This window comes from Streptomyces sp. NRRL S-244, assembly GCF_000717915.1.
Classification (GTDB): Bacteria; Actinomycetota; Actinomycetes; order Streptomycetales; family Streptomycetaceae; genus Streptomyces.
The window spans coordinates 116,414-135,288 of the sequence record NZ_JOCX01000031.1 but is presented as its reverse complement, the minus strand read 5'-3'; the positions used below and the strand labels follow the sequence as shown (position 1 = coordinate 135,288).

The 18,875-nt window shown below is 72.7% G+C and carries 15 protein-coding genes, 2 tRNA genes and 1 pseudogene; 8 read left to right on the top strand and 10 right to left on the bottom strand.

The window, feature by feature from the left end; genetic code table 11:
- Positions 1-15: 15 nt before the first annotated feature.
- Together IF02_RS0127980 and IF02_RS0127975 are read left to right on the top strand one after the other, a co-directional pair.
- Complete coding sequence (locus IF02_RS0127980) at positions 16-1,701, top strand: AMP-binding protein (protein WP_030161720.1); 1,686 nt, start codon at positions 16-18, stop codon at positions 1,699-1,701.
- Between the two features lie 72 nt (positions 1,702-1,773).
- A tRNA-Lys gene (locus tag IF02_RS0127975) sits at positions 1,774-1,847 on the top strand.
- A 77-nt stretch (positions 1,848-1,924) separates the two neighbouring features.
- Here IF02_RS0127975 and IF02_RS0127970 read toward each other — a convergent pair.
- Positions 1,925-2,683: an IclR family transcriptional regulator gene (locus tag IF02_RS0127970; protein WP_030161718.1), complete on the bottom strand. Its 759-nt coding sequence runs from the start codon at positions 2,681-2,683 to the stop codon at positions 1,925-1,927.
- A 230-nt stretch (positions 2,684-2,913) separates the two neighbouring features.
- Here IF02_RS0127970 and IF02_RS0127965 point away from each other — a divergent pair, with 230 nt between their 5' ends.
- From IF02_RS0127965 to IF02_RS0127950, 4 genes are all read left to right on the top strand, one after another.
- A complete protein-coding gene (locus IF02_RS0127965) occupies positions 2,914-4,074 on the top strand; it encodes an LLM class flavin-dependent oxidoreductase (RefSeq protein ID WP_078622373.1) in 1,161 nt (386 codons plus the stop codon).
- A 254-nt stretch (positions 4,075-4,328) separates the two neighbouring features.
- Positions 4,329-6,014, top strand: coding sequence for a glycosyl hydrolase family 18 protein (locus IF02_RS0127960; RefSeq protein ID WP_030161713.1), 1,686 nt, complete (start codon positions 4,329-4,331; stop codon positions 6,012-6,014).
- Between the two features lie 167 nt (positions 6,015-6,181).
- Entirely contained in the window at positions 6,182-7,042 is an 861-nt protein-coding gene (locus IF02_RS0127955; protein ID WP_030161711.1) for a helix-turn-helix domain-containing protein, read from the top strand.
- The gene (locus IF02_RS0127950) at positions 6,990-7,250 is read left to right on the top strand and encodes a DUF397 domain-containing protein (RefSeq protein ID WP_030161709.1); all 261 of its coding nucleotides are present in this window, start codon (positions 6,990-6,992) and stop codon (positions 7,248-7,250) included. The genes IF02_RS0127955 and IF02_RS0127950 overlap by 53 nt, the downstream gene beginning before the upstream one ends.
- Positions 7,251-7,358: 108 nt before the next feature.
- Here IF02_RS0127950 and IF02_RS0127945 read toward each other — a convergent pair whose 3' ends face one another.
- Positions 7,359-8,204 (bottom strand): DUF2182 domain-containing protein, encoded by an 846-nt coding sequence (locus tag IF02_RS0127945; protein WP_030161706.1) that lies wholly within the window; start codon positions 8,202-8,204, stop codon positions 7,359-7,361.
- Between the two features lie 199 nt (positions 8,205-8,403).
- On the opposite strand from IF02_RS0127945, the gene IF02_RS0127940 reads away from it, so the two are divergent.
- Complete coding sequence (locus IF02_RS0127940) at positions 8,404-9,057, top strand: DUF1326 domain-containing protein (protein ID WP_030161704.1); 654 nt, start codon at positions 8,404-8,406, stop codon at positions 9,055-9,057.
- 112 nt (positions 9,058-9,169) lie between these two features.
- On the opposite strand, the gene IF02_RS0127935 is transcribed toward IF02_RS0127940, so the two are convergent.
- Complete coding sequence (locus tag IF02_RS0127935; protein WP_078622372.1) at positions 9,170-11,014, bottom strand: putative bifunctional diguanylate cyclase/phosphodiesterase; 1,845 nt, start codon at positions 11,012-11,014, stop codon at positions 9,170-9,172.
- 331 nt (positions 11,015-11,345) lie between these two features.
- Between IF02_RS0127935 and IF02_RS0127930 the strand changes: the two genes are divergently transcribed.
- Positions 11,346-12,581 (top strand): M6 family metalloprotease domain-containing protein, encoded by a 1,236-nt coding sequence (locus IF02_RS0127930; protein WP_030161700.1) that lies wholly within the window; start codon positions 11,346-11,348, stop codon positions 12,579-12,581.
- Positions 12,582-12,648: 67 nt separating this feature from the next.
- On the opposite strand, the gene IF02_RS0127925 is transcribed toward IF02_RS0127930, so the two are convergent.
- The 7 genes and pseudogenes from IF02_RS0127925 to IF02_RS0127895 form a co-directional block, all read right to left on the bottom strand.
- A tRNA-Lys gene (locus tag IF02_RS0127925) sits at positions 12,649-12,722 on the bottom strand.
- Positions 12,713-13,292: pseudogene (locus tag IF02_RS32755) on the bottom strand (hypothetical protein). The gene IF02_RS0127925 and the pseudogene IF02_RS32755 overlap by 10 nt, the downstream one beginning before the upstream one ends.
- A gap of 143 nt (positions 13,293-13,435) precedes the next feature.
- The gene (locus IF02_RS0127915; RefSeq protein WP_030161698.1) at positions 13,436-13,786 is read right to left on the bottom strand and encodes a hypothetical protein; all 351 of its coding nucleotides are present in this window, start codon (positions 13,784-13,786) and stop codon (positions 13,436-13,438) included.
- A 133-nt stretch (positions 13,787-13,919) separates the two neighbouring features.
- Positions 13,920-15,266 (bottom strand): AAA domain-containing protein, encoded by a 1,347-nt coding sequence (locus IF02_RS0127910; protein WP_030161696.1) that lies wholly within the window; start codon positions 15,264-15,266, stop codon positions 13,920-13,922.
- Positions 15,263-16,828 carry a hypothetical protein gene (locus IF02_RS0127905; protein ID WP_030161694.1) on the bottom strand — a complete coding sequence of 522 codons (1,566 nt, stop codon included), beginning with the start codon at positions 16,826-16,828 and terminating at the stop codon, positions 15,263-15,265. The genes IF02_RS0127910 and IF02_RS0127905 overlap by 4 nt, the downstream gene beginning before the upstream one ends.
- Complete coding sequence (locus IF02_RS0127900; RefSeq protein ID WP_234318347.1) at positions 16,816-17,973, bottom strand: hypothetical protein; 1,158 nt, start codon at positions 17,971-17,973, stop codon at positions 16,816-16,818. The genes IF02_RS0127905 and IF02_RS0127900 overlap by 13 nt, the downstream gene beginning before the upstream one ends.
- Positions 17,912-18,805: a phosphatase PAP2 family protein gene (locus tag IF02_RS0127895; RefSeq protein WP_037837252.1), complete on the bottom strand. Its 894-nt coding sequence runs from the start codon at positions 18,803-18,805 to the stop codon at positions 17,912-17,914. The genes IF02_RS0127900 and IF02_RS0127895 overlap by 62 nt, the downstream gene beginning before the upstream one ends.
- Positions 18,806-18,875 lie beyond the last annotated feature (70 nt).

The following is an 18,875-nucleotide window of genomic DNA, read 5'->3' as shown; positions in this document are numbered from 1 at the left end:
CTACCCTCCGGCGGCATGCGGACGACACCCGGAACCGTCGCGGAGCTCATAGCGCGCCAATGGGGCGACCACCGGCCGGGGCTGATGTACGGCGGCAGCACGCACACCGCCGTCCTCAGCCGCCACCGGACCGCCCAGGAGGCCGCCGCGCGCGCCGCGCTGCTCGTCGACCTCCTGCCGGCGGACCAGGCCGCCGAACCGCACGTCGGGGTGCTGCTCGACAACACCCCCGAGTTCCCGTTCTGGCTCGGCGCGGCGGCCCTCGCCGGGGCCGCCGTCGCCGGGATCAACCCCACCCGGCGCGGCGGCGAGCTGGCGCGCGACATCCTGCACACCGACTGCCGGATCCTGGTCACCGAGCGCGCCCACCTGCCGCTGCTGCGCGGGCTCGACCTGCCCGGCGTACGGATCCTCGTGACCGACTCCGAGGAGTACGCCGCCCTGCTCGCCCCGTACGCGGCCGCGAAGCCGGGCGAGGCGGTGCTCGCCGACCCCGCCCCCGGCTCCCGCTTCCTCCTCTACTTCACCTCCGGCTCCACCGGCGCCCCCAAGGCCGCCCTCTGCAGCCAGGGCCGGCTGGCCGCCGCCGCGGACTCGCTGGTCCGCCAGTTCTCGGTCACAGCCGACGACGTCCACTACGTCTGCATGCCGCTCTTCCACGGCAACGCGGTCATCGCCGACTGGCTGCCCGCCCTCGCCGGGGGCGCGGCCGTGGCGCTGCGCCCCCGCTTCTCCGCCTCCGCGTTCCTGCCCGACGTCCGCGCGTACGGGGCGACGTACTTCACCTACGTCGGCCGGGCCGTCCAGTACCTCCTGGCCACCGAACCCCGCCCCGACGACCGCGACCACCGCCTGCGCCTCGGCTTCGGCACCGAGGCCGGCGCCGTGGACGCGGCCCGCTTCGCCGAGCGGTTCGGGGTCCGGCTGGTGGAGGGGTACGGGGCCACCGAGGGCGGCGCCTCCGTCCAGCGGACCCCGGACACCCCGCCGGGCGCCCTGGGCCGGGCCGGGGCCGGCGACGACCTGGCGGTGATCGATCCGGAGACGGGCGCGGAGTGCCCGCCGGCCGTCCTGGACGGGCGGGGCCGCCTCCTCAACGGCTCCGCGGCGATCGGCGAGCTGGTCAACCGCGGCCGGAGCCTGTTCGAGGGCTACTGGCGCAACCCCGAGGCACAGGCCGCGCGGACCCGCGACGGCTGGTACTGGACGGGCGACCTCTTCTTCCGCGACGCGGACGGCTTCCTCTACTTCGCGGGCCGTACGGACGACCGGCTGCGCGTCGACAGCGAGAACCTCGCCGCGGCGGTGATCGAGAACATCCTGGCGCGCTGGTCGGCCGCTGCCGCGGTCGCCGTGTACGCGGTGCCGGACGAGGTGGCCGGCGACCAGGTGATGGCGGCGCTCGCCCTGGAGGAGGGGGAGCGGTTCTCGCCGGAGGCCTTCTCCGCGTTCCTGGCCGCCCAGCCGGACCTGGGCACGAAGATGTCCCCGCGCTACGTCCGGATCGTCCGGTCCATGCCGACGACGGCGACGAACAAGATCCACCGGGCCGCCCTGCGCCGCTCCGGCTTCCGCTGCCCCGACCCGGTCTGGTGGTCCCCGCCGGGCGGCTGCGGCTACCGCCTCCTGGGTCCGGAGGACCTCGCCGGGCTGCTGGCGGCGTACGCGGCGCACGGCCGGGGCGAGCTCCTGGAGCGCTGACCGGCGATCTCCGGCGCCCGCGGGTATTGGTTTTGAGCACCCCTGAGGACCAGGTAGTATTTTCTCTGTCAGGCGCCGCTAGCTCAGTTGGTTAGAGCAGCTGACTCTTAATCAGCGGGTCCGGGGTTCGAGTCCCTGGCGGCGCACCTGTACTTCGGGCGGTTCCCGGTTCACCGGGAACCGCCCGAAGTGTTTTCGGGGCTTCCGGCCCACCGCACCTACCTCAGAGCGTGAGCGACAGCAGCAGGGGTGCGGCCTTCCGGTTCAGCGCGTCCGCCGCGGCCCGCAGCCGGTGCGCGTGCTCGACCGGCATCGACAGGGCCAGGCAGCCCACCGAGGCCCCGGCCGTGATCGGTACCGCGGCGCAGACGGTGCCCACCGCGTACTCCTGGAGGTCCAGCACCGGAACCGTGGCCGGCTGGGCGTCCAGCTTGGAGAAGAGGATCCGCTCGTTCACGATCGTCTTCGACGTGAGCCGGGCGATCTTGTGCCGCGAGAGGTGGTCGCGCCGCCCGTTCTGGTCGAGCTGCGTCAGCAGGCACTTGCCGACCGCGCTGGCGTGCGCCGCGGAGCGGAAGTCGACCCATTCGTGCACCTTCGGGGTGCGCGGGCTGTCCGCGAACTGCGTGATCTTCACTTCGCCGTCCACGTACCGGCTGATGTAGACCGCGGCGCCCAGCGAGTCCCGGAGCCGGTCCAGGGTGTCCTGCAGCTTGTTCTGGAGTGCCTGCTGCCGGTCTATGCCGGAGCCGAGCAGCACCAGGGAGTCGCCTATGGCGTAGGCGCCGTCCGCCACCTGGAGGACGTACCCCTCGCGGCGCAGCATGAGGAGCATGGGGGTGAGATGGACCGCGGGCAGGCCGGTCTCACGCGCGATCTGTACATCGGTCACACCGCCGGTGTGGCGGGCGATCGTTTCGAGTACGCGCAGGGCGTACTGCACCGAGTGGAACGGCGTGGTCGGCTCGGGCTTCAGCGCCACGGTTTTCCCCCTAGCAGGTTGTTACCGCTTGCCCTACCACGATAGCCATCAAGAGGCCCCTGTGGAGCGCCTGTTGATGAGATTGATGGCTCGATCACGTCCCCCTGCCTCCGTCTAAACCTCTGGCATATGCCAAGGTCACGCCCACTGTCCGAAGGTGTCGGGAATGCCCGCGTGCCGCCGATGGTTCGAGTTCTTCGTACGGACGGCGAAGCGAGGCGGGAGCGACTATGAGTGACACCGGGGACGCGGGTCGGGGTGCGGACCGGGACGGCCGCGAAGATCGCGGAGGTCGCGAGGACCTCGGAGGCCGCACGGATCCGATCCGGGGCACGATACGCGGCCACGCGCCGGTGCCGCTCTCGGTGCTCGACCTCGTCACCGTCGGCAGCGGCAGCACCGCCTACGACTCCCTGCGTACGAGCGTCGACATCGCCCGCCTCGCCGAGTCCCGCGGCTACCACCGCCACTGGGTCGCCGAGCACCACTCCATGCCCGGGGTGGCCAGCTCCTCCCCGGCGGTGATCCTGGCCCACCTCGCCGCCCACACCTCCCGCATCCGGCTCGGCTCGGGCGGGGTCATGCTGCCCAACCATGCGCCGCTCGCCGTCGCGGAGCAGTTCGGCACCCTGGAGGCGCTCGCCCCGGGCCGCATCGACCTCGGGCTCGGCCGCGCGCCCGGCACCGACGGCCGCACGGCCGCCGCCCTGCGCGGATCCGGCCGCCTCGACGAGGCCGCCGAGGAGTTCCCCCGGCAGCTCGTGGAGCTGACCCGCTTCCTCGACGACGACTTCCCCGACGGCCATCCGTACGCCCGCGTCCACGCGGTGCCGGGTCCCGTGCAGGGCCCCGCGGGGCGGCCGCCGCTGTGGCTGCTCGGCTCCTCCGGGTTCAGCGCCCGCCTCGCCGCCGAGCTCGGCCTGCCCTTCGCGTACGCCCACCACTTCTCGGCGGCCGGCACCCTGCCCGCGCTGGACCTCTACCGCCAGACCTTCCGCCCCTCGGCCGTACTGGACGCCCCGTACGCCGTGATCGGCGTCTCGGCGCTCGCCGCCGACACCGGCGAACAGGCCCGCGCCCAGGTGCTCACGGGCGCGCTGTCGATGCTGCGGCTGCGCAGCGGGCGGCCCGGGCTGATCCCGACGCCCGAGGAGGCGGCGGCGTACGGGTTCTCCCCGCTGGAGCGGGAGTTCGTGGACGGCTGGCTCGCGAACGTCGTCCACGGCACGCCCGACGAGGTGCGCTCCGGGCTCGACGGCCTGGCCAAGCGGACGGGCGCCGACGAGCTGATGCTGACCGCCAACGCCCACAGCGGGGCGGCCCGGTTGCGCTCCTACGAACTCGTCGCGGACGCGTACGGGATGCCGGTGGAGGCCCCGCGAGCTGACTGACCGGCCGGAACGCCGTCGGGTTGGTTTGTTGCCGCAACCTTGCGCGGAGATGGCCATAAGACAGCCTTAAACCGCTCGTCACCCGGGGTGGCGGGCGGTTTTTCGTATGCGCGCAGGGCTCTGACGAGGGGATTTACCCCGCGAGTGGTCTAGTCCTTCTTTGGTCCAAACCATTGACTCGGACCTCGGGTGATCGCTATCACTTCTCCCACCCGAACCTCTCGCTTCCCCCTCCCACCCCCCGGAGGCAGTTCATGCACATCCGTAAACCACTCATCGCGGCCGCCGCCACGGCCGCGCTGGCAGCCGGAGCGCTGGCGGGCTTCGCGGGGCTCGGCACCGCACAGGCCGCAGACTCCGCCACCACCGCGGGCAGCGGCAACGTCAAGATCGCCTACTACGACCAGTGGAGCGTGTACGGGAACGCCTTCTACCCCAAGCACCTCGACACCCGCGGCATAGCGGGCAAGCTGGACGTCATCAACTACTCGTTCGGCAACATCCACCCCACCAACCTCACCTGTTTCGAGGCCAACAAGGCGGCGGGCGACGACAACAACCCCAACGCCGGTGACGGCGCGGGCGACTCGTACGCCGACTACCAGAAGTCCTTCGGCGCGGCGGACAGCGTCAGCGGGGTCGCCGACAAGTGGGACCAGCCGATCGTCGGCGTCTTCAACCAGTTCAAGCAGCTGAAGGCCAAGTACCCGAACCTGAAGATCAACATTTCGATCGGCGGCTGGACGTACTCGAAGTACTTCAGCGACGCGGCCAAGACCGACGCCTCCCGCAAGAAGCTGGTCTCCTCCTGCATCGACCAGTACATCAAGGGCAACCTGCCGGTCGACGGCGGCTACGGCGGTCCGGGCACGGCGGCCGGGATCTTCGACGGCATCGACATCGACTGGGAGTACCCCGGCTCCTCCGGCGGCCACCTGGGCAACCACTACGCCCCCGAGGACAAGCAGAACTTCACGCTCCTGCTCAAGGAGTTCCGCGAGCAGCTCGACGCCTACGGCGCGGCCAACGGCGGCAAGAAGTACCTGCTGACCGCGGCCCTCCCGGCCGGCCAGGACAAGATCAAGTACATCGAGACGGACAAGATCGGTTCGTACCTCGACTACGCGAACATCATGACGTACGACATGCACGGCGCCTGGGACGGCGACGGGCCGACGTACCACCAGTCCCCGCTGTACTCGCCGGCCGGCGACCCGACCGACCCGATCGCCCCGGGCACCGAGAAGTACAGCATCGACAACGCCATCGACTCCTGGATCGACGGCAAGCCGGCCTACGGCATCGCCGGCGGCTTCCCGGCCAACAAGCTGACGCTGGGCTACGAGTTCTACTACCGCGGCTGGAAGGGCGTCCCCGCCGGGGCGAACAACGGCCTCGCGCAGAGCGCCACCGGTGCCTCGGGTGCCCGGCCCACCAGCCAGCAGGCCGGCATCGCCAACTACAAGGAGCTCGGCGGGATCGTCGACAACCCGGCGACCACCTTCTGGGACGACCAGGCCAAGGCCTCGTACTTCTACAAGGACGGCGAGTTCTTCACCGGCCTGAACCAGAAGGCGATCCAGGCCCGGGTCGACTACGGCAAGCAGCGCGGCCTGGCCGGCGCGATGATGTACTCCCTGCTCGGCCTGGACGACAACACCACGCTGCTGAACCAGATCTCGGGCGCCCTCGGCGGCACCACGCAGCCTCCGACGACCCCGCCCACCACGCCTCCGACCACCCCGCCGACCACCCCGCCCACGACGCCGCCGACCACGGGCTGCGGCTCGACCCCGGCGTACGTCGCGGGCACGGTCTACACCGGTGGCCAGGAGGTCTCCTACAACGGCCGCAAGTACAAGGCCCAGTGGTGGACGCAGAACGAGACCCCGGGCACCACGGGTGAGTGGGGTGTCTGGAAGGACCTCGGCGCCTGCTGATCTCCCCCCACCCCGCGCCGAGCGACGCCCCCGCCCCGCCCCGTACTCCGGGTGCGGGGCGGAGGTGTGTCACATGGTTACCGGATTCCGGACATCGCAGCGTGTCGGTCTCGCTACGCTCGGCCACAGGTGAATCCGACCCGCGTCTTCATGGGGGTGACCGTTCCATGGTCCTGGCCCGCGACCTCGATCCCAGCGCCTCGCCGCTGGACTACTACGGCTACGAACTGCGCCGGCTGCGCGAGCACGCCGGGCTGAAACAGACGCAGTTGGGCGACATCATCTACTGCACGGGCTCGCTGATCGGCCAGGTCGAGACGACGAAACGGGTTCCGACCCGCGACTTCTCGGAGCGGCTGGACGCAGCGCTCGGCACGGACGGGACGTTCTCCCGGCTGGTGGGACTGGTCCTGCGGAGCGTGCTCCCGACGTGGTTCCAGCCCTTCGCGGAGATGGAGGCCCGGGCGGCATACATCTCGACGTACCAGGCGCAGTTGGTCTACGGGCTCTTGCAGACGCCCCGCTACGCGCGCGCTGTGCTGGCGACCGGATTGCCGGACGGTTTGGACGATTTGGTCGCGGCCCGTCTGGACCGTCAGCGGATCTTGGGGCGGGACCGCCCGCCCATGGCGTGGGTGGTGCTGGACGAAGCCGCCCTGTACCGGCCCATCGGCGGCAGGGAGGTCATGAGGGAACAGCTCGCGCATCTGCTGAGCTTCCGGGACAGGCGCTGGACCAGGATCCAGGTGCTTCCCTTCTCGGCTGGTGAACATGCCAGTCTGATCGGCTCGTTCACAGCGATGCGGTTTGACGACGACCCAGACATCGTCTACTCGGAGGACCTGATCTCCGGCCACATGACGGCCAACCCTGACACTGTCAAGGAAGCCGCCCTTCGTTACGCTCACTTGCAGGCCGCCGCGCTCTCGGTGGAGGACTCGGCGGAGTTGATTATCCGCGTAATGGAGGAACGTTATGGGCACCAGCCAGAACCTGACCAACGCGGTGTGGCGCAAGTCGAGCTATAGCGGAAACACGGGCGGCGAGTGTGTCGAGTGCGCTCCCCTCGGCACCGCCGCCTGGCGCAAGGCCTCGTACAGCGGCTCCAACGGCGGCGAGTGCGTCGAGGTGGCCGCCCAGCCCTGCCTGGTGGCCGTCCGGGACTCCAAGAACCCAGAAGGCCCGGCGCTCACCGTGGCCCCGGCGGCATTCGCCGCCTTCGTGAGCAGCCTCTAAGGGTCCGGGCGGAGCCCGGGAAACGGAGAAAGGGCGGGGCGGGGAGAAGGCTCCGCGCAGCGGCCCCGGACACCGCCCCGGTGCGGTACTTGAACGCGATCGCGGCGATCACCTGCCGGTGATCACGCCACCGCCCAGCATCTCCGTCATGGGCGACTGCGGCGGGATCAGGCCCGGCAGCAGCCAGGGCTGGAAGAGGCTCAGGACCGCGAGTACGAGGAAGGCGGCCCCGACGACCTGCGAGAAGACGGGGCCCAGCCGCCAGAGCTTCTCCACGAAGATCACCACGGCCACCGCGGCCATCGCCAGGACGTTCATGACGCCCAGCGGGACGAGCACGACCATCAGCCCCCAGCAGCAGCCCACGCAGTACGCCCCGTGGTGCGCCCCGACCCGCAGATCGCGGGCCCGGGGCCGGAACCCCGCGTAGCGCACGAGCTGGCCCATCGGGCTCCGGCAGTGCCGCAGGCAGAGGTCCTTCCACGGGCCGAACTGGTACAGCCCGGCGACCAGGAAGGCCCCGGCGCCGATCCAGCGCCCGGCCTCCGGGTGCTCGTCCACCAGGGCCCCGGTCCCGGCGAGGAGCCCGTAGGCGATCAGGCCGAAGGCCGTCCAGGCCAGCAGGTACCCGCCGACGAACTGGACGGTGCGCGCCACCCGCACGACTCCCGTGGGCGACTGGCGCCCGATGGCCCGCGCCCAGGTGAGGGCGACCGGGGCCACCGACGGGAACATCATGGCGATCATCATGACGAGCCACAGCAGCAGGAACAGCGGGACGCCCATGCCCATGGTTCCCGGCTCGACCCCCATGTCACGGGACTGGTCGACCACCAGTACCCAGGCCAGGAGGGCGATCGACGCCATCACGGACCAGGCGAACGCGAGCTGCCGGGCCGACAGCAGGTTCGCCGGACGCAGCGGGGGTGACAGGGCCTTCCGGTCGAGGCGCACGCCTCCAGCACATCACGGCGGACCTGCGCGTGCGCGCGCAGACGCGTGTACGTGGAAAGCACCTCCTCCGGGTGGCCTCTGCGGTGGGACAATCGGATTGGACACCCGTATGACCCGGGCGTGGGCCGGCGATGGTTCCCGGGGGCTCTGCCGTCCTCCCGAGACCGACGTCCCGGCACGGTCACGAGGAGGCAGGGAGATGTCCGAGACGACGGCGACCGTTCCCCGGTGGCACGTGGCGGGCGACTGGTTCGACACCTGCAAGTGCAATGTGCCCTGCCCCTGCTCGTTCGCACAGCTGCCGACCCAAGGCGATTGCGACGGGATCCTGGCCTGGCACATCCGCGAGGGCCGTTACGGTGACGTACGGCTGGACGGACTGAACGTGCTGATGCTGGCCTCGTTCGTCGGCAACATCTGGGCCGAGCACACCGACACGTACGCCGCGGTCTTCGTCGACGAGCGCGCCGACGACCTTCAGCGCGAGGCGCTCCAGATGATCTTCGGTGGGCAGGCGGGCAGTTGGCCCGCCGGGATGGTGAGCATGATGGGCGCCGAAATGCGCGGCATGGAGTTCGCCCCCATCGAGATCGAGGTCGCCGACGACCTCGCGAGCTGGCGGGCCGTGGTGCCGGGCCGGGTCGAGGCGGGTGCGGTCGCACTCACGGGACCCACGACGCCGGAGGGCGCGCGCGTCCAGTCGACCAACCTGCCGGGTGCGGAGACCGGACCGGGCCAGGTGGCGACGTGGGGCCGCTCGACGGTGGACCGCGCCGATGCCCACGGCTTCCTGTGGAGCCGCGAAGGCCTGTCCAGCAAGCACATCACCTTCGACTGGACCGGGCCCGACTAGCCGGGTCGTCCCCTCCGGACACGCCGCGAGGCGCGAGGCGCGGGGCCCGGGGGCACCTCCCGGCGGCGGCCGGGGGAGCGTCGCGGGTCGGGCAATATCCGGAAGCGACGGCTTACGCCCCGGGGCGGGTGCCGATCATCTCCGCGATCAGCTCCGGGGCCACCGCGCGCGAGTACAGCCAGCCCTGGCCCGTGTCGCAGCCGACCCGGCGCAGCCGGGCCGCCTGGCCCGCCGTCTCCACGCACTCCGCCGTCACGGTCAGCCCGAGCCGGTGCGCGAGCTGCACCAGGGCCTCGACGATGGTCTCGTCGGCCGGGTTCGGGTGGGTTCCCTCCTCGTAGCGGAAGCCCCGTACGAAGGAGCCGTCCAGCTTCAGCACGGACACCGGCAGCCGGCTCAGGTACGCCAGGTTCGAGTACCCGGTGCCGAAGTCGTCGATGGCGATCCGCACGCCCATGTCGCTCAGCGCCTGGAGGGCCTGGAGCGGGCGCCCGGCGGAGCCCATCACCGCCGACTCGGTCAGCTCCAGCTGGAGCAGCTGCGGGGCCAGCCCGGTCTCGGCCAGGATCCCCGCCACGTCGCCGACGAGGTCGGAGTCCCACACCTGGCGGACCGCCACGTTGACGGAGACGAAGACCGGGGAGTCGCTGGGCCGTTCGATCTGCCAGCGCCGGGCCTGCCGGCAGGCGGTCCGCAACACCCACCGCCCCAACTGGACGATGGAGCCGTCCTCTTCGGCGATCCCGATGAACCGATTCGGCGTCAGCATGCCGAACTGCGGGTGGTTCCAGCGGACCAGCGCCTCCACCCCGCGCACCGCCCCGCTCTCCAGGTCCACGAGCGGCTGGTACTCCAGCGCGAACTCGCCCCGCTCCACGGCCGGCCGCAGGGTCGAGGTCAGCGCCTGGCGGGTCATGCGGTGCGCGTTGCGCTCCGGGTCGAACAGCGTCCAGCGGGCCTTGCCGTCCGCCTTCGCCCAGTACAGGGTCGTGTCCGCGGCCTGCATCAGCCCGGTCGCCGAGGTCCCGTCCGCGGCCCGCTCCACGACGCCGATCGACGCCGAGACCGACAATCGCTGCCCGGCCAGGTCGAACGGCTCCTGTACGGCGGCCAGTACGCTCCGGGCCAGGTCGACGAGCTGCTCGGTGCCGGTGGAGTCCTCGACCAGCAGGGCGAACTCGTCGCCGCCGAGGCGGGCCACCAGGTGCCCGCCGGTGCGCCCGTAGCCGGACTGGTCGGCGCACTGCGTCAGCCGGGACGCGACGGCGGTCAGCAGCCGGTCGCCGACCCGGTGGCCCAGGGTGTCGTTGACGGCCTTGAACCCGTCGAGGTCGAGGTAGCACAGGCCGATCCGCCCGGTGCCGCCGTGCTCGTACGAGGAGGCCTCCAGGGCGGCGGAGAGCCGCTCGAAGAACAGCGCCCGGTTGGGCAGCCGGGTCACCGGGTCGTGCATCTGGAGGTGGCGCAGCCGGGCCTGGAGGTCGCGGCGGTCGCTGATGTCGGCGACGGACAGCAGCACGTCCCGGGTGCCGGGCACCGGGCCGAGGGTGACCTCGGTCCACAGGGAGTGCCCGTCGGGGTGTTTGAGGCGGCGGGTGCAGCGCAGCCTGGCCTGCCGGCCGCGGAGCACCTCCTGGTACGCCTGCCAGGTACGGGCCTCGGCGCCCAGGTCGACCAGGTCGGCCGCGTTCTGCTCGACGAGCGCGTGCGGCTCGGTCCCGAGGAGCCCGCCCAGCGCCTCGTTGGCGGCGACGACGTGGCCCGAGCGGTCGACGACGGCCATCGCGAGGTGGGCCGCGTTGAAGGCGGCGCGGTAATCGCGCAGTTCGGACGCGGTGAAGCTCGGCGTCGTCGGCCTGGGCGGCACTGCTTGGTGACGCTCCGTAATGGCCGATCGGGTGCTGTCGGCCGCCGAACCGGTTCCCTCTGAGGTTCCGCTCACCGTTGGCTCCCGCATTGCTCGTGAGTGTCCGTGCAGGAAAGTGTGCCGATCATAGAGGCACCGTACGGCCCTATCCAGCTCCGTCGCCGTGCGGGGCACGGGACTTCGGCGTGCTGACGGCCCGCCGGCCGCATCCCGGGCGATCGTTTCTGCACGGCTCTGAGCAGCGAAAGCTCCTGGATGATCTCCGGTGATCGGTCGTGACGTTCTGTAGGCATGTGGGTGAACCCCCCGGGTCACCGGCTTGCCGTAGTGCTCACTCGTGTGGGGCAGCGGAACAGGGCATTAGTAAGACAATCGCCGCAGGGTGGGACGAGATGGTACGAATCCACCACCGGAGGTCGATGTGCCGCGACAGGAGACACCCGGGGGAGTGGAACGCTCCCGCATCAGAAGCACGGCGGCCGCGCTCACCTCCCTGACGGCACTCGCCGCCATGTCGCTCGTCGCCGGTCCCGCGGTCGCCGATCCGGGGGCCGGGCCGTGCGCCCTGGCCCGCACCTCGGCGCACCACTCCCTGGGTCTGGACACCTGGAACCGCTCCTACCCCAAGCCGGAGCGCACCCTCCACGCGGTCATGGTCTTCCTCTCGTTCCCCGACCACCGGGCCACCCTCACGACCGAGCAGCTGACCGGCGACTACTTCCCCGCGACCAGCGATTTCTTCGAGCGGGCCTCGTACGGGAGGTTCCGGCTGGAACCGCACCCGCAGGGGCAGTGGATCCAGATGCCCAAGCCGTCGACGGCGTACGGGATACAGCGTGACTGGGCGGCCCAGGACCGGGCGGCGTACCTGCGGGACGCGGTCGCGGCCGCCGACCGGGAGGTGGACTTCTCGCAGTACGACGTCGTGTACTTCGTCGCCGACCCGGACGCGCCCGGAGTGGACTCGGACGCCACCAAGGTCGTCAACTTCGACCGGCCGATCCGGGCGGACGGGACGGACCTGCGGCGGATCGTGACCGTCTTCGAGCGGCACCCGCCGGACCGCAACGTCCTGGCGCACGAGACCGGGCACGTCTTCGACCTGCCCGACCTCTACCACCGGCCGACCGACGGCAAGGGCGACTGGGACACGTACGTCGGCGACTGGGACGTCATGGGCAGCCAGTTCGGGATGGCGCCGGACCTGTTCGCCTGGCACAAGTGGAAGCTCGGCTGGCTGTCCTCCTCCCAGGTGGACTGCGTGCAGTCCGGCTCCTCGCTGCACACCCTGCTGCCGCTGGCCCAGGCCCCGGCCCCCGGTGCCACGGGCGGGACCCGGCTCGCGGTGATCCGTACGGGCACCGGCAGCGCGATCGCGGTCGAGGCGCGGGGCTCCGCCGGCAACGACGGGGACATCTGTACGGAGGGGGTCCTGGTCTACCGGGTGCGCAACGAGGCGGCGTCGGGCGGCGGGCCGATCGAGGTGCTCGACGGGCATCCGGGCTCGGAGGCCTGCTGGGACCGCTCGGTGTACCCGCCGCTGGCGGACGCGCCGCTGGAAGTGGGGGAGTCGTTCACGGTGCCGGGGGAGCGGATCAGGATCGAGGTGGCGGACCGGACCCCGTCGGGCGCGTACACGGTCAAGATCACGACCTAGCGCCACGACCTAGCGTCACGGCATGACGAAGAAGGCCCCCACTCGCGTGAGGGCCTTCTTCCGTCTGTGCGCCGCCAGGGACTCGAACCCCGGACCCGCTGATTAAGAGTCAGCTGCTCTAACCAACTGAGCTAGCGGCGCTTGCTGACGAGGAAGACATTAGCAGGGAGATGGCCGGAAGGAAAAATCGATATCCGCAGCTCGGGCGGCGCGGAGGTACGCCCACAGGAGTGCCTCGGGTCCGGGCAGCCAGGGGGTGCGGGTGTCGGGGGCGACGACCCAGCGGGACGCGCCGGGGGTCGCGTCGAGCGGCGGGACGGTGACGGCGTCGCCGCGGCCGTGGCACAGGGGCGCGGGCACGCGGCTGCCCCACTCCTCCCAGGCGAGCAGCGCGGGGAGGCGGTGCGCGGTGCCGGTGGAGGTGAACAGCAGCATCCGCCCGCGGTGCACGGCCACGGGCCCGGAGCCGGGGCCCTCGGCCCAGAGCAGGTCGAGCATGCGGCGGCCGAGGACGAGCGGGACGTTGACGACGTCGAAGGCGGTCCCGCAGGGCAGTACGGCGGGGGCGGTGGCCCGGGCCTCCCAGCGCGCGAGGGTGCTGTGCGGGTGCGCGGACGCGGAGGCGAGCCAGGCGGCGCCCTGGGGGGTGACGTGGGTGGCGGTGCGTGCGTGAGGGGCGGGGCAGGCGGGTGCCGTCGTCAGCGTCGTCATGCGGACCGGTCTACCGGGCGTAGCGATCCGGTTTCCGGGAGTTACGGAAAACCGGGACAGGGCGGGGGATGGTGGGCTATGTTGCGCCCCGCATATGCCAGGTGCGACGTCGGAGGTGGTGCCCGCCGCACCCGGCGGCGGGATTACGGGGCGTCCGGGCCGGCTTCGCGCTGGAGGGACTCGCCGAACTCGATCATCTTGAGCGCGTAGTCCTCGGTCCAGTCCGCCTGCGCGGCGATCTCCGCCGGCGGCAGCCGGTCGAACCGCCGCGGATCGGCGAGCTGCGCGGCGGCCAGCGCCTGGAACTCCACCGCCCGCTCCTGCGCCGCCCGGAAGGCGAGCGTCAGCTCGGTGGCGCGGGCCAGCAGCTCCCGCGGGTCCTCGATCGACTCCAGGTCGAAGAAGTGCTCCGGGTCCGTGGCGGCCTCCGAGGGCTCGAAGAGCAGCGGCGCGGGCCGCAGCTTCCGCTCGGTCGTCCGCTCGGGCTCTGCCATGCGTGTCCTCCTGCTGCGCGTTCGGGATCCTTCCGGGCCACCCTCCATTGTCCAACGCCGCGCAAGAGCGCCGCCTTCGGGCCTGTCACGGCCTCCAGGGGCTGCAGCCCTTGGCCGCCGCCGGCTCGGCCCGTCACGGCCTCCAGGCCACCCGGTGCTCCGCCAGGTGGGCCAGGACCGAGTGGTTCGCCTCCCAGCCGTCCGGGAATTTCACCGTCACGCCCAACTGGACCGGTTCCGTGGAGGGGTGGTCGTCCAGCAGTTCCGCTATCCCCGCCCGGGCCACCACGACACAGGCGTGCCGGTGCCGCGAGGCCAGCACGCACAGGCGGCCCGTCTCCAGGTGGAACGCCGTCGCGTCCGGGCGGCCCGACAGCGGGTGCAGCACCACCGTGAGGTCGTACTCCCGCCCCTGGAGCCGGTTCGCGGTGTCCACCGTGACCCCGGCGACGCCGAGGTCCGCGAGGGCGGCCCGGACGGCCGCCGCCTGGTCCCGGTGCGCCGTGCCGACCGCGATCCGGTCGGCGGTCAGCGGGGCCGGGGCCTCGGACTGCTCGTCCGCCGTCACCGCCCCCCGGTCCAGCGCCCGCCGGACCACCAGGGCCACCGCCCGTACGGCCTCGGGGTCGGTGCGCGGGGTGTGCCGCGCGGGCAGCTCCAGCAGGCCCCAGCCCGACTCGGCGGCCTCGTCCAGCACCCGGTCCGGGCCCGAGCCGTCGCCCGCGACCCCGTACGACAGCCGCCGCTCGCCCGGGCCCGTACCGCTGCGGAACTGCGTGTACGGGTAGAACGCCCGCGAGACCAGCGGCGCGGCCGACGCCGGGAGCCGCCAGGACACCGGCAGCCGGTGCTGCGGGAGGTGCGGGTTGTGTGCGAGGAGGGTGCTGACGGCGCTCGCCGAAGGGTCGTACGACAGCCCGGCCCACTGCTCGGCGCCGACCACGCTGAACGGGTCCAGCTGCCCCGGGTCGCCCACGAACAGCGCCCGGTCGAACAGCCCGGCCACGGCCAGCAGCGCGTCGGAGCGCATCTGGTACGCCTCGTCGACGATGGCGTGCTCCCAGGGCTCCGCGTCCTTCACGTACGCCCACTTCGCCGCCGTCGAGATGGTGATCGGCAGCTCGGCCAGGTCCCCCGGCTTCGCCGAGAGGGTGACCGAGGGCAGCTCGCGCAGCGCCGGATCGTACGCTTCGCCGTCGCTGCTGTGCAGCCGGCCGACCTTCAGCTCCGGATCCTTGTCGGCGAGCCGCAGCACCAGGTCGTCGACCTGCGCGTTGGTCTGCGCGACCACCATCAGCCGCCGCCCGGCCGCGGCCAGCTCCCGGGCGGCCCGCACCACCAGCGTGGACTTGCCGGCCCCGGGCGGGGAGTCGACGACCACGCCGCGCTCGCTCCCGTGCAGGGTGTCGCGCAGGATGGCCGCGGTCGCCTCGGCGGCGGCCGTACCCGGATCGAATCCCCGGTCGGATGCGGTGCTCACAGGATGTCCTCATCGGTCACGGCGTCGGGCGGCGGAGCGGCGGTCGCGGATCCCGGCGGGCCGCCGTGCGTCCACGGGGTCCGCTCCGGGTCCGGCAGCTTCGGGCCGCCGCGCGCGTCGTGCTCGAACAGCGTCCAGCAGACCCGGTCGCCCTTCTCCGGCACCGAGCCCGGCTCCGGCTCCCGGCCGCGGCCCATCTTGTCCAGCAGCCGCAGCACGAGCCGCCCGTCCTCCTCGAAGCGGACGAACTGCGCCGACTGCGGGCGGCCCTCCAGCGAGCGGAACACCTTGCCGCCGCCGCCCTCCGCGAGCTGCGGACGGTCCTCCGTGGCCACCGTCACCAGCGGGCGCGGACTCGGCCGCTTCGACTCCGTCCACTCCATCACGACCTCGGTGACCTCGCCCGCGAAGGCCTCGCCGGACAGCCGCCGGCCCGCCATCACCAGCGGATCGTCCAGCGCCTCCTGTGCGTCGAGCCGCACCTGCTCGGTCTCCCGCGTCGCCAGCTTCTGCGCCGCCGTCACCGCGTCGTCGCGGCGCGGCTGCGGGGGCTCGCCCGCCCGGACCCGGTCCCGGTGGCCGGTGTACGACCAGCGGTCGCGGGTCCAGCGCTCCTCGGCCCGCTCCCCGGCCGGCAGCGCGCGCAGCAGCTCCAGCGACTGCCACACCGCCCGCCAGGTGGGCCGCATCTGCTCCGCGACGAGCTCCCGGACGGCCGCCTCGGCCCGGTCCGCCGCCTTCGGGTCGTCCCCGGCGCGCGCCGCGTCGTAGCGGGCCATCGCCGGGGCCAGCAGCTTGTTGTCGAAGGCCGGGTCGGTGGCCGGCCCTGCGGGCGGCAGGAGCAGCTGACCGGCCCGGTCGCGGCCCAGCTCGGCCCGCAGGGCGGCCTCCGCGCCCGATTCCCCCTCCGGCGGGGCTATCCACGACAGCAGCGCGCCCAGGTGCTGGTCCTCCAGATTGCTCTGGCCGGTGGCCCAGTGCCGCCCGAGCAGCTCGGTCGCCGACAGCAGCATCGAGGCCCCCGGGACCCGGGAGCGCTCGCCGAGGTGCGTGAACCAGCGCCCCAGCAGCGGCACCCGGGTGGGCGCCGGATACGGATTCTCCGGATCCTCCTCGGCCGTACGCCGGAACCGCATCGACCGCCCCAGCAGCCGCACGTACTCGATGCCGGCCCGGCTCGGCACGATCAGCTGCGGCGCGTCCAGGCAGAGCTCGGCGGCGACCTTGCTCTTCGCGCCGGTGTCCGGGTCGGTCTCGGTCCGCTCCACGTACTCGACGTCGTCCGCGTACCCGTCCACGTACGGCAGGACCACGTCGGCCAGGTCCGCCAGGAAGGCCCAGCGCAGGTCCCGGTCGCGCGGCTGCGCCACCACGAGCAGCCGCGGCTCTTCGGGATCCGTGCCGACCAGCGCGCCGAGCGGGGCCCCGGCCTCGCCCGCCGTCGTCAGGGGTACGAGGACCAGCGGGCGTGCGCCCAGATGCCGGTGCCGTACGGTCGCCAGCGGCCGGGCCCGGCCCGCCCGGACGGCCTCCAGGCGCGCGAGGGTGTTCAGCAGGGACATGCGGCCGCCTCCAGGGCCTCGGCGCGCAGCCGGGCCGCGTGGTGCAGGGAGGCCGCCGTCGGGTCGTCGGGGCGGCCGGAGCCGGCGGCGGCCGCGAGGGCCTCCTCGACGGTGGTGAGCGCGCCGAGCTCCCCCCGTACGGAACGGCCCAGCGCGGTCACCGCGTCGGCGGCGCGGGCCCGCTCCCGGCAGTGGAAGGCCAGCTCGCAGGCGGCCAGGCATTCGGGGGCGTACGCGGCGGTGACGGCCGCGACCGCCTCGGTCAGCTCCTCGGCGGGCCGCGCCGGGTCGAAGCTGAGCCCCTCGGGGAGGGCGGCGGCCAGCTCCTCGACCCGGGTCAGCCGCTCCAGCTGGCGGCGGGTCACGGCCCGCTCGCGGCGGATGTCGACCGGCGCGGCGGCGGGCAGGTTGGAGAAGTCCTTGGGGCAGACGAGCAGTACGGTGTGCCCGACCACGGCGGAGGCCAGCTTCTCGGCGGTCTTCTCCAGGGCCAGGACGTACACGGCGGCCTGCCGGGCGGCGGCGCCCACCTTCGCGGCGTCGGCCGCCCCGTCGATCATCGGGAACGACTTGATCTCCACGACGGTCCAGCGGCCGTCGGGATGCACCACGACGGCGTCCGGCTCCAGATAGGCGGGGGAACCCGCCACCTCCAGGGCCAGCATCGGGTGGTCCAGCAGGGTCCACGTACCGGCGGCGGGGCCGGCGGCGTCCCCGGCGGCGGTCGCCTCGCGCAGCGCGAGCGCGGTGCGGGCGGCGCGGCCCTCGGGCCCGGCGGCGGTCAGGTCGGGGACGCGGGCGCCCGGGCCGGGGGGCTCGCCGCCGGCGCCGAGGTGCTCGTACACGAGCCGCAGGAGCTCGGCTCCGCCGTCGCCCTTGACCTTGGCCTCGAAGGAGTTCCCGCGGACGATCGCGAACTGCGACTGGCCGAAGGGGGCGGGCGAGCCGAGGGCGGAGGCCAGGGCGGTCTTGTCCACCCCGGCGCCGTCGAGCAGGGCTCGTCTGCCGCATCCGGGGTTGGCGGCGAGCGCCGCCAGCGCGCGGGCATCGAGGGGGCGGGGCGGCACGGCGGGGCCGCGCAGGTCAGCGAGCCGCTGCCGCAGTGTCGTCGTCGGGGGCGGGCCGCTGGGCGGGTAGGAGCTCACGGGCGGAAGTGTCCCATCCGCCACTGACAATCGGGGCGGTACCGCGGAAACCGGCTGCTCGGACTCCCGGCCGGGCTCCCGGCTGCGCTCCCGGCCGGGCTCCCGGCCGGGCCGCTCGCGCGGGCGGCCGGCGCGTGATCGCGTACCCGGCGGCCATCACGGCGGCTCCGGCGGCCGCGTCCAGGAAGTAGTGGTTGGCGGTGCCCATGACCACGAGCGCGGTGACGGCGGGATAGGCGATGCCGAGCCCCCGCAGCAGCGGGTGGCGCCCGTGCCGCCAGAGCAGGACCCCGCACCACAGGGCCCAGCCGACGTGCAGGCTCGGCATGGCCGCGTACTGGTTGGTCAGGCCCCCGAGCCCGCGCGGCGCGCTGGCCTCGGCGCCCCACCAGCCGTACGCGCTGTACTGGGCCATCGTGTCGGTGAACCCCTGCGCGGCGTCCAGCAGCCGCGGCGGGCAGGTGGGCATCAGGGTGAAGCCGACGAGCCCGAGGAGGGTGGAGACGACGAGCCACGTACGGGCGCTGCGGTAGTGCTGCGGCCGGCGCAGGTACAGCCAGACCAGCACGGCCGGGGTGACGAGGTAGTGCAGGGAGGCGTAGACGAAGTCGGCGGGTATGCCGAGCAGCCCCTGCCGCGAGAACAGCCGGTTGAGCGGTCGTTCGAAGTCGAGACCCAGCAGTTCCTCGGCCCGGAGGATCGAGAGCCCGTGGCCGACGGCGAGGTGCACGTCGCCCCTGGCGAGGAGTCTGCCACCGGTGTACGCGCCGTAGACGAGCCCCAGGAGCAGCAGTTCGGCCCACCAGCGGGTGGGCTTCTGCCGATTAGTCATACGCCGTAGGACGCTTGTGCGACGGAGTGGGTTGCCTGGTGTTCATGTGATGGATGATGGATGGACGACG

Bases quoted from the DNA above. Each gene is read 5' to 3' on its own strand.
- IF02_RS0127980 (WP_030161720.1), top strand. From the start codon at position 16: ATGCGGACGACACCCGGAACCGTCGCGGAGCTCATAGCGCGCCAATGG.
- IF02_RS0127965 (WP_078622373.1), top strand. From the start codon at position 2,914: ATGAGTGACACCGGGGACGCGGGTCGGGGTGCGGACCGGGACGGCCGC.
- IF02_RS0127960 (WP_030161713.1), top strand. From the start codon at position 4,329: ATGCACATCCGTAAACCACTCATCGCGGCCGCCGCCACGGCCGCGCTG.
- IF02_RS0127955 (WP_030161711.1), top strand. From the start codon at position 6,182: ATGGTCCTGGCCCGCGACCTCGATCCCAGCGCCTCGCCGCTGGACTAC.
- IF02_RS0127950 (WP_030161709.1), top strand. From the start codon at position 6,990: ATGGGCACCAGCCAGAACCTGACCAACGCGGTGTGGCGCAAGTCGAGC.
- IF02_RS0127940 (WP_030161704.1), top strand. From the start codon at position 8,404: ATGTCCGAGACGACGGCGACCGTTCCCCGGTGGCACGTGGCGGGCGAC.
- IF02_RS0127935 (WP_078622372.1), bottom strand. From the start codon at position 11,014: ATGCGGGAGCCAACGGTGAGCGGAACCTCAGAGGGAACCGGTTCGGCG.
- IF02_RS0127915 (WP_030161698.1), bottom strand. From the start codon at position 13,786: ATGGCAGAGCCCGAGCGGACGACCGAGCGGAAGCTGCGGCCCGCGCCG.
- IF02_RS0127905 (WP_030161694.1), bottom strand. From the start codon at position 16,828: ATGTCCCTGCTGAACACCCTCGCGCGCCTGGAGGCCGTCCGGGCGGGC.
- IF02_RS0127895 (WP_037837252.1), bottom strand. From the start codon at position 18,805: ATGACTAATCGGCAGAAGCCCACCCGCTGGTGGGCCGAACTGCTGCTC.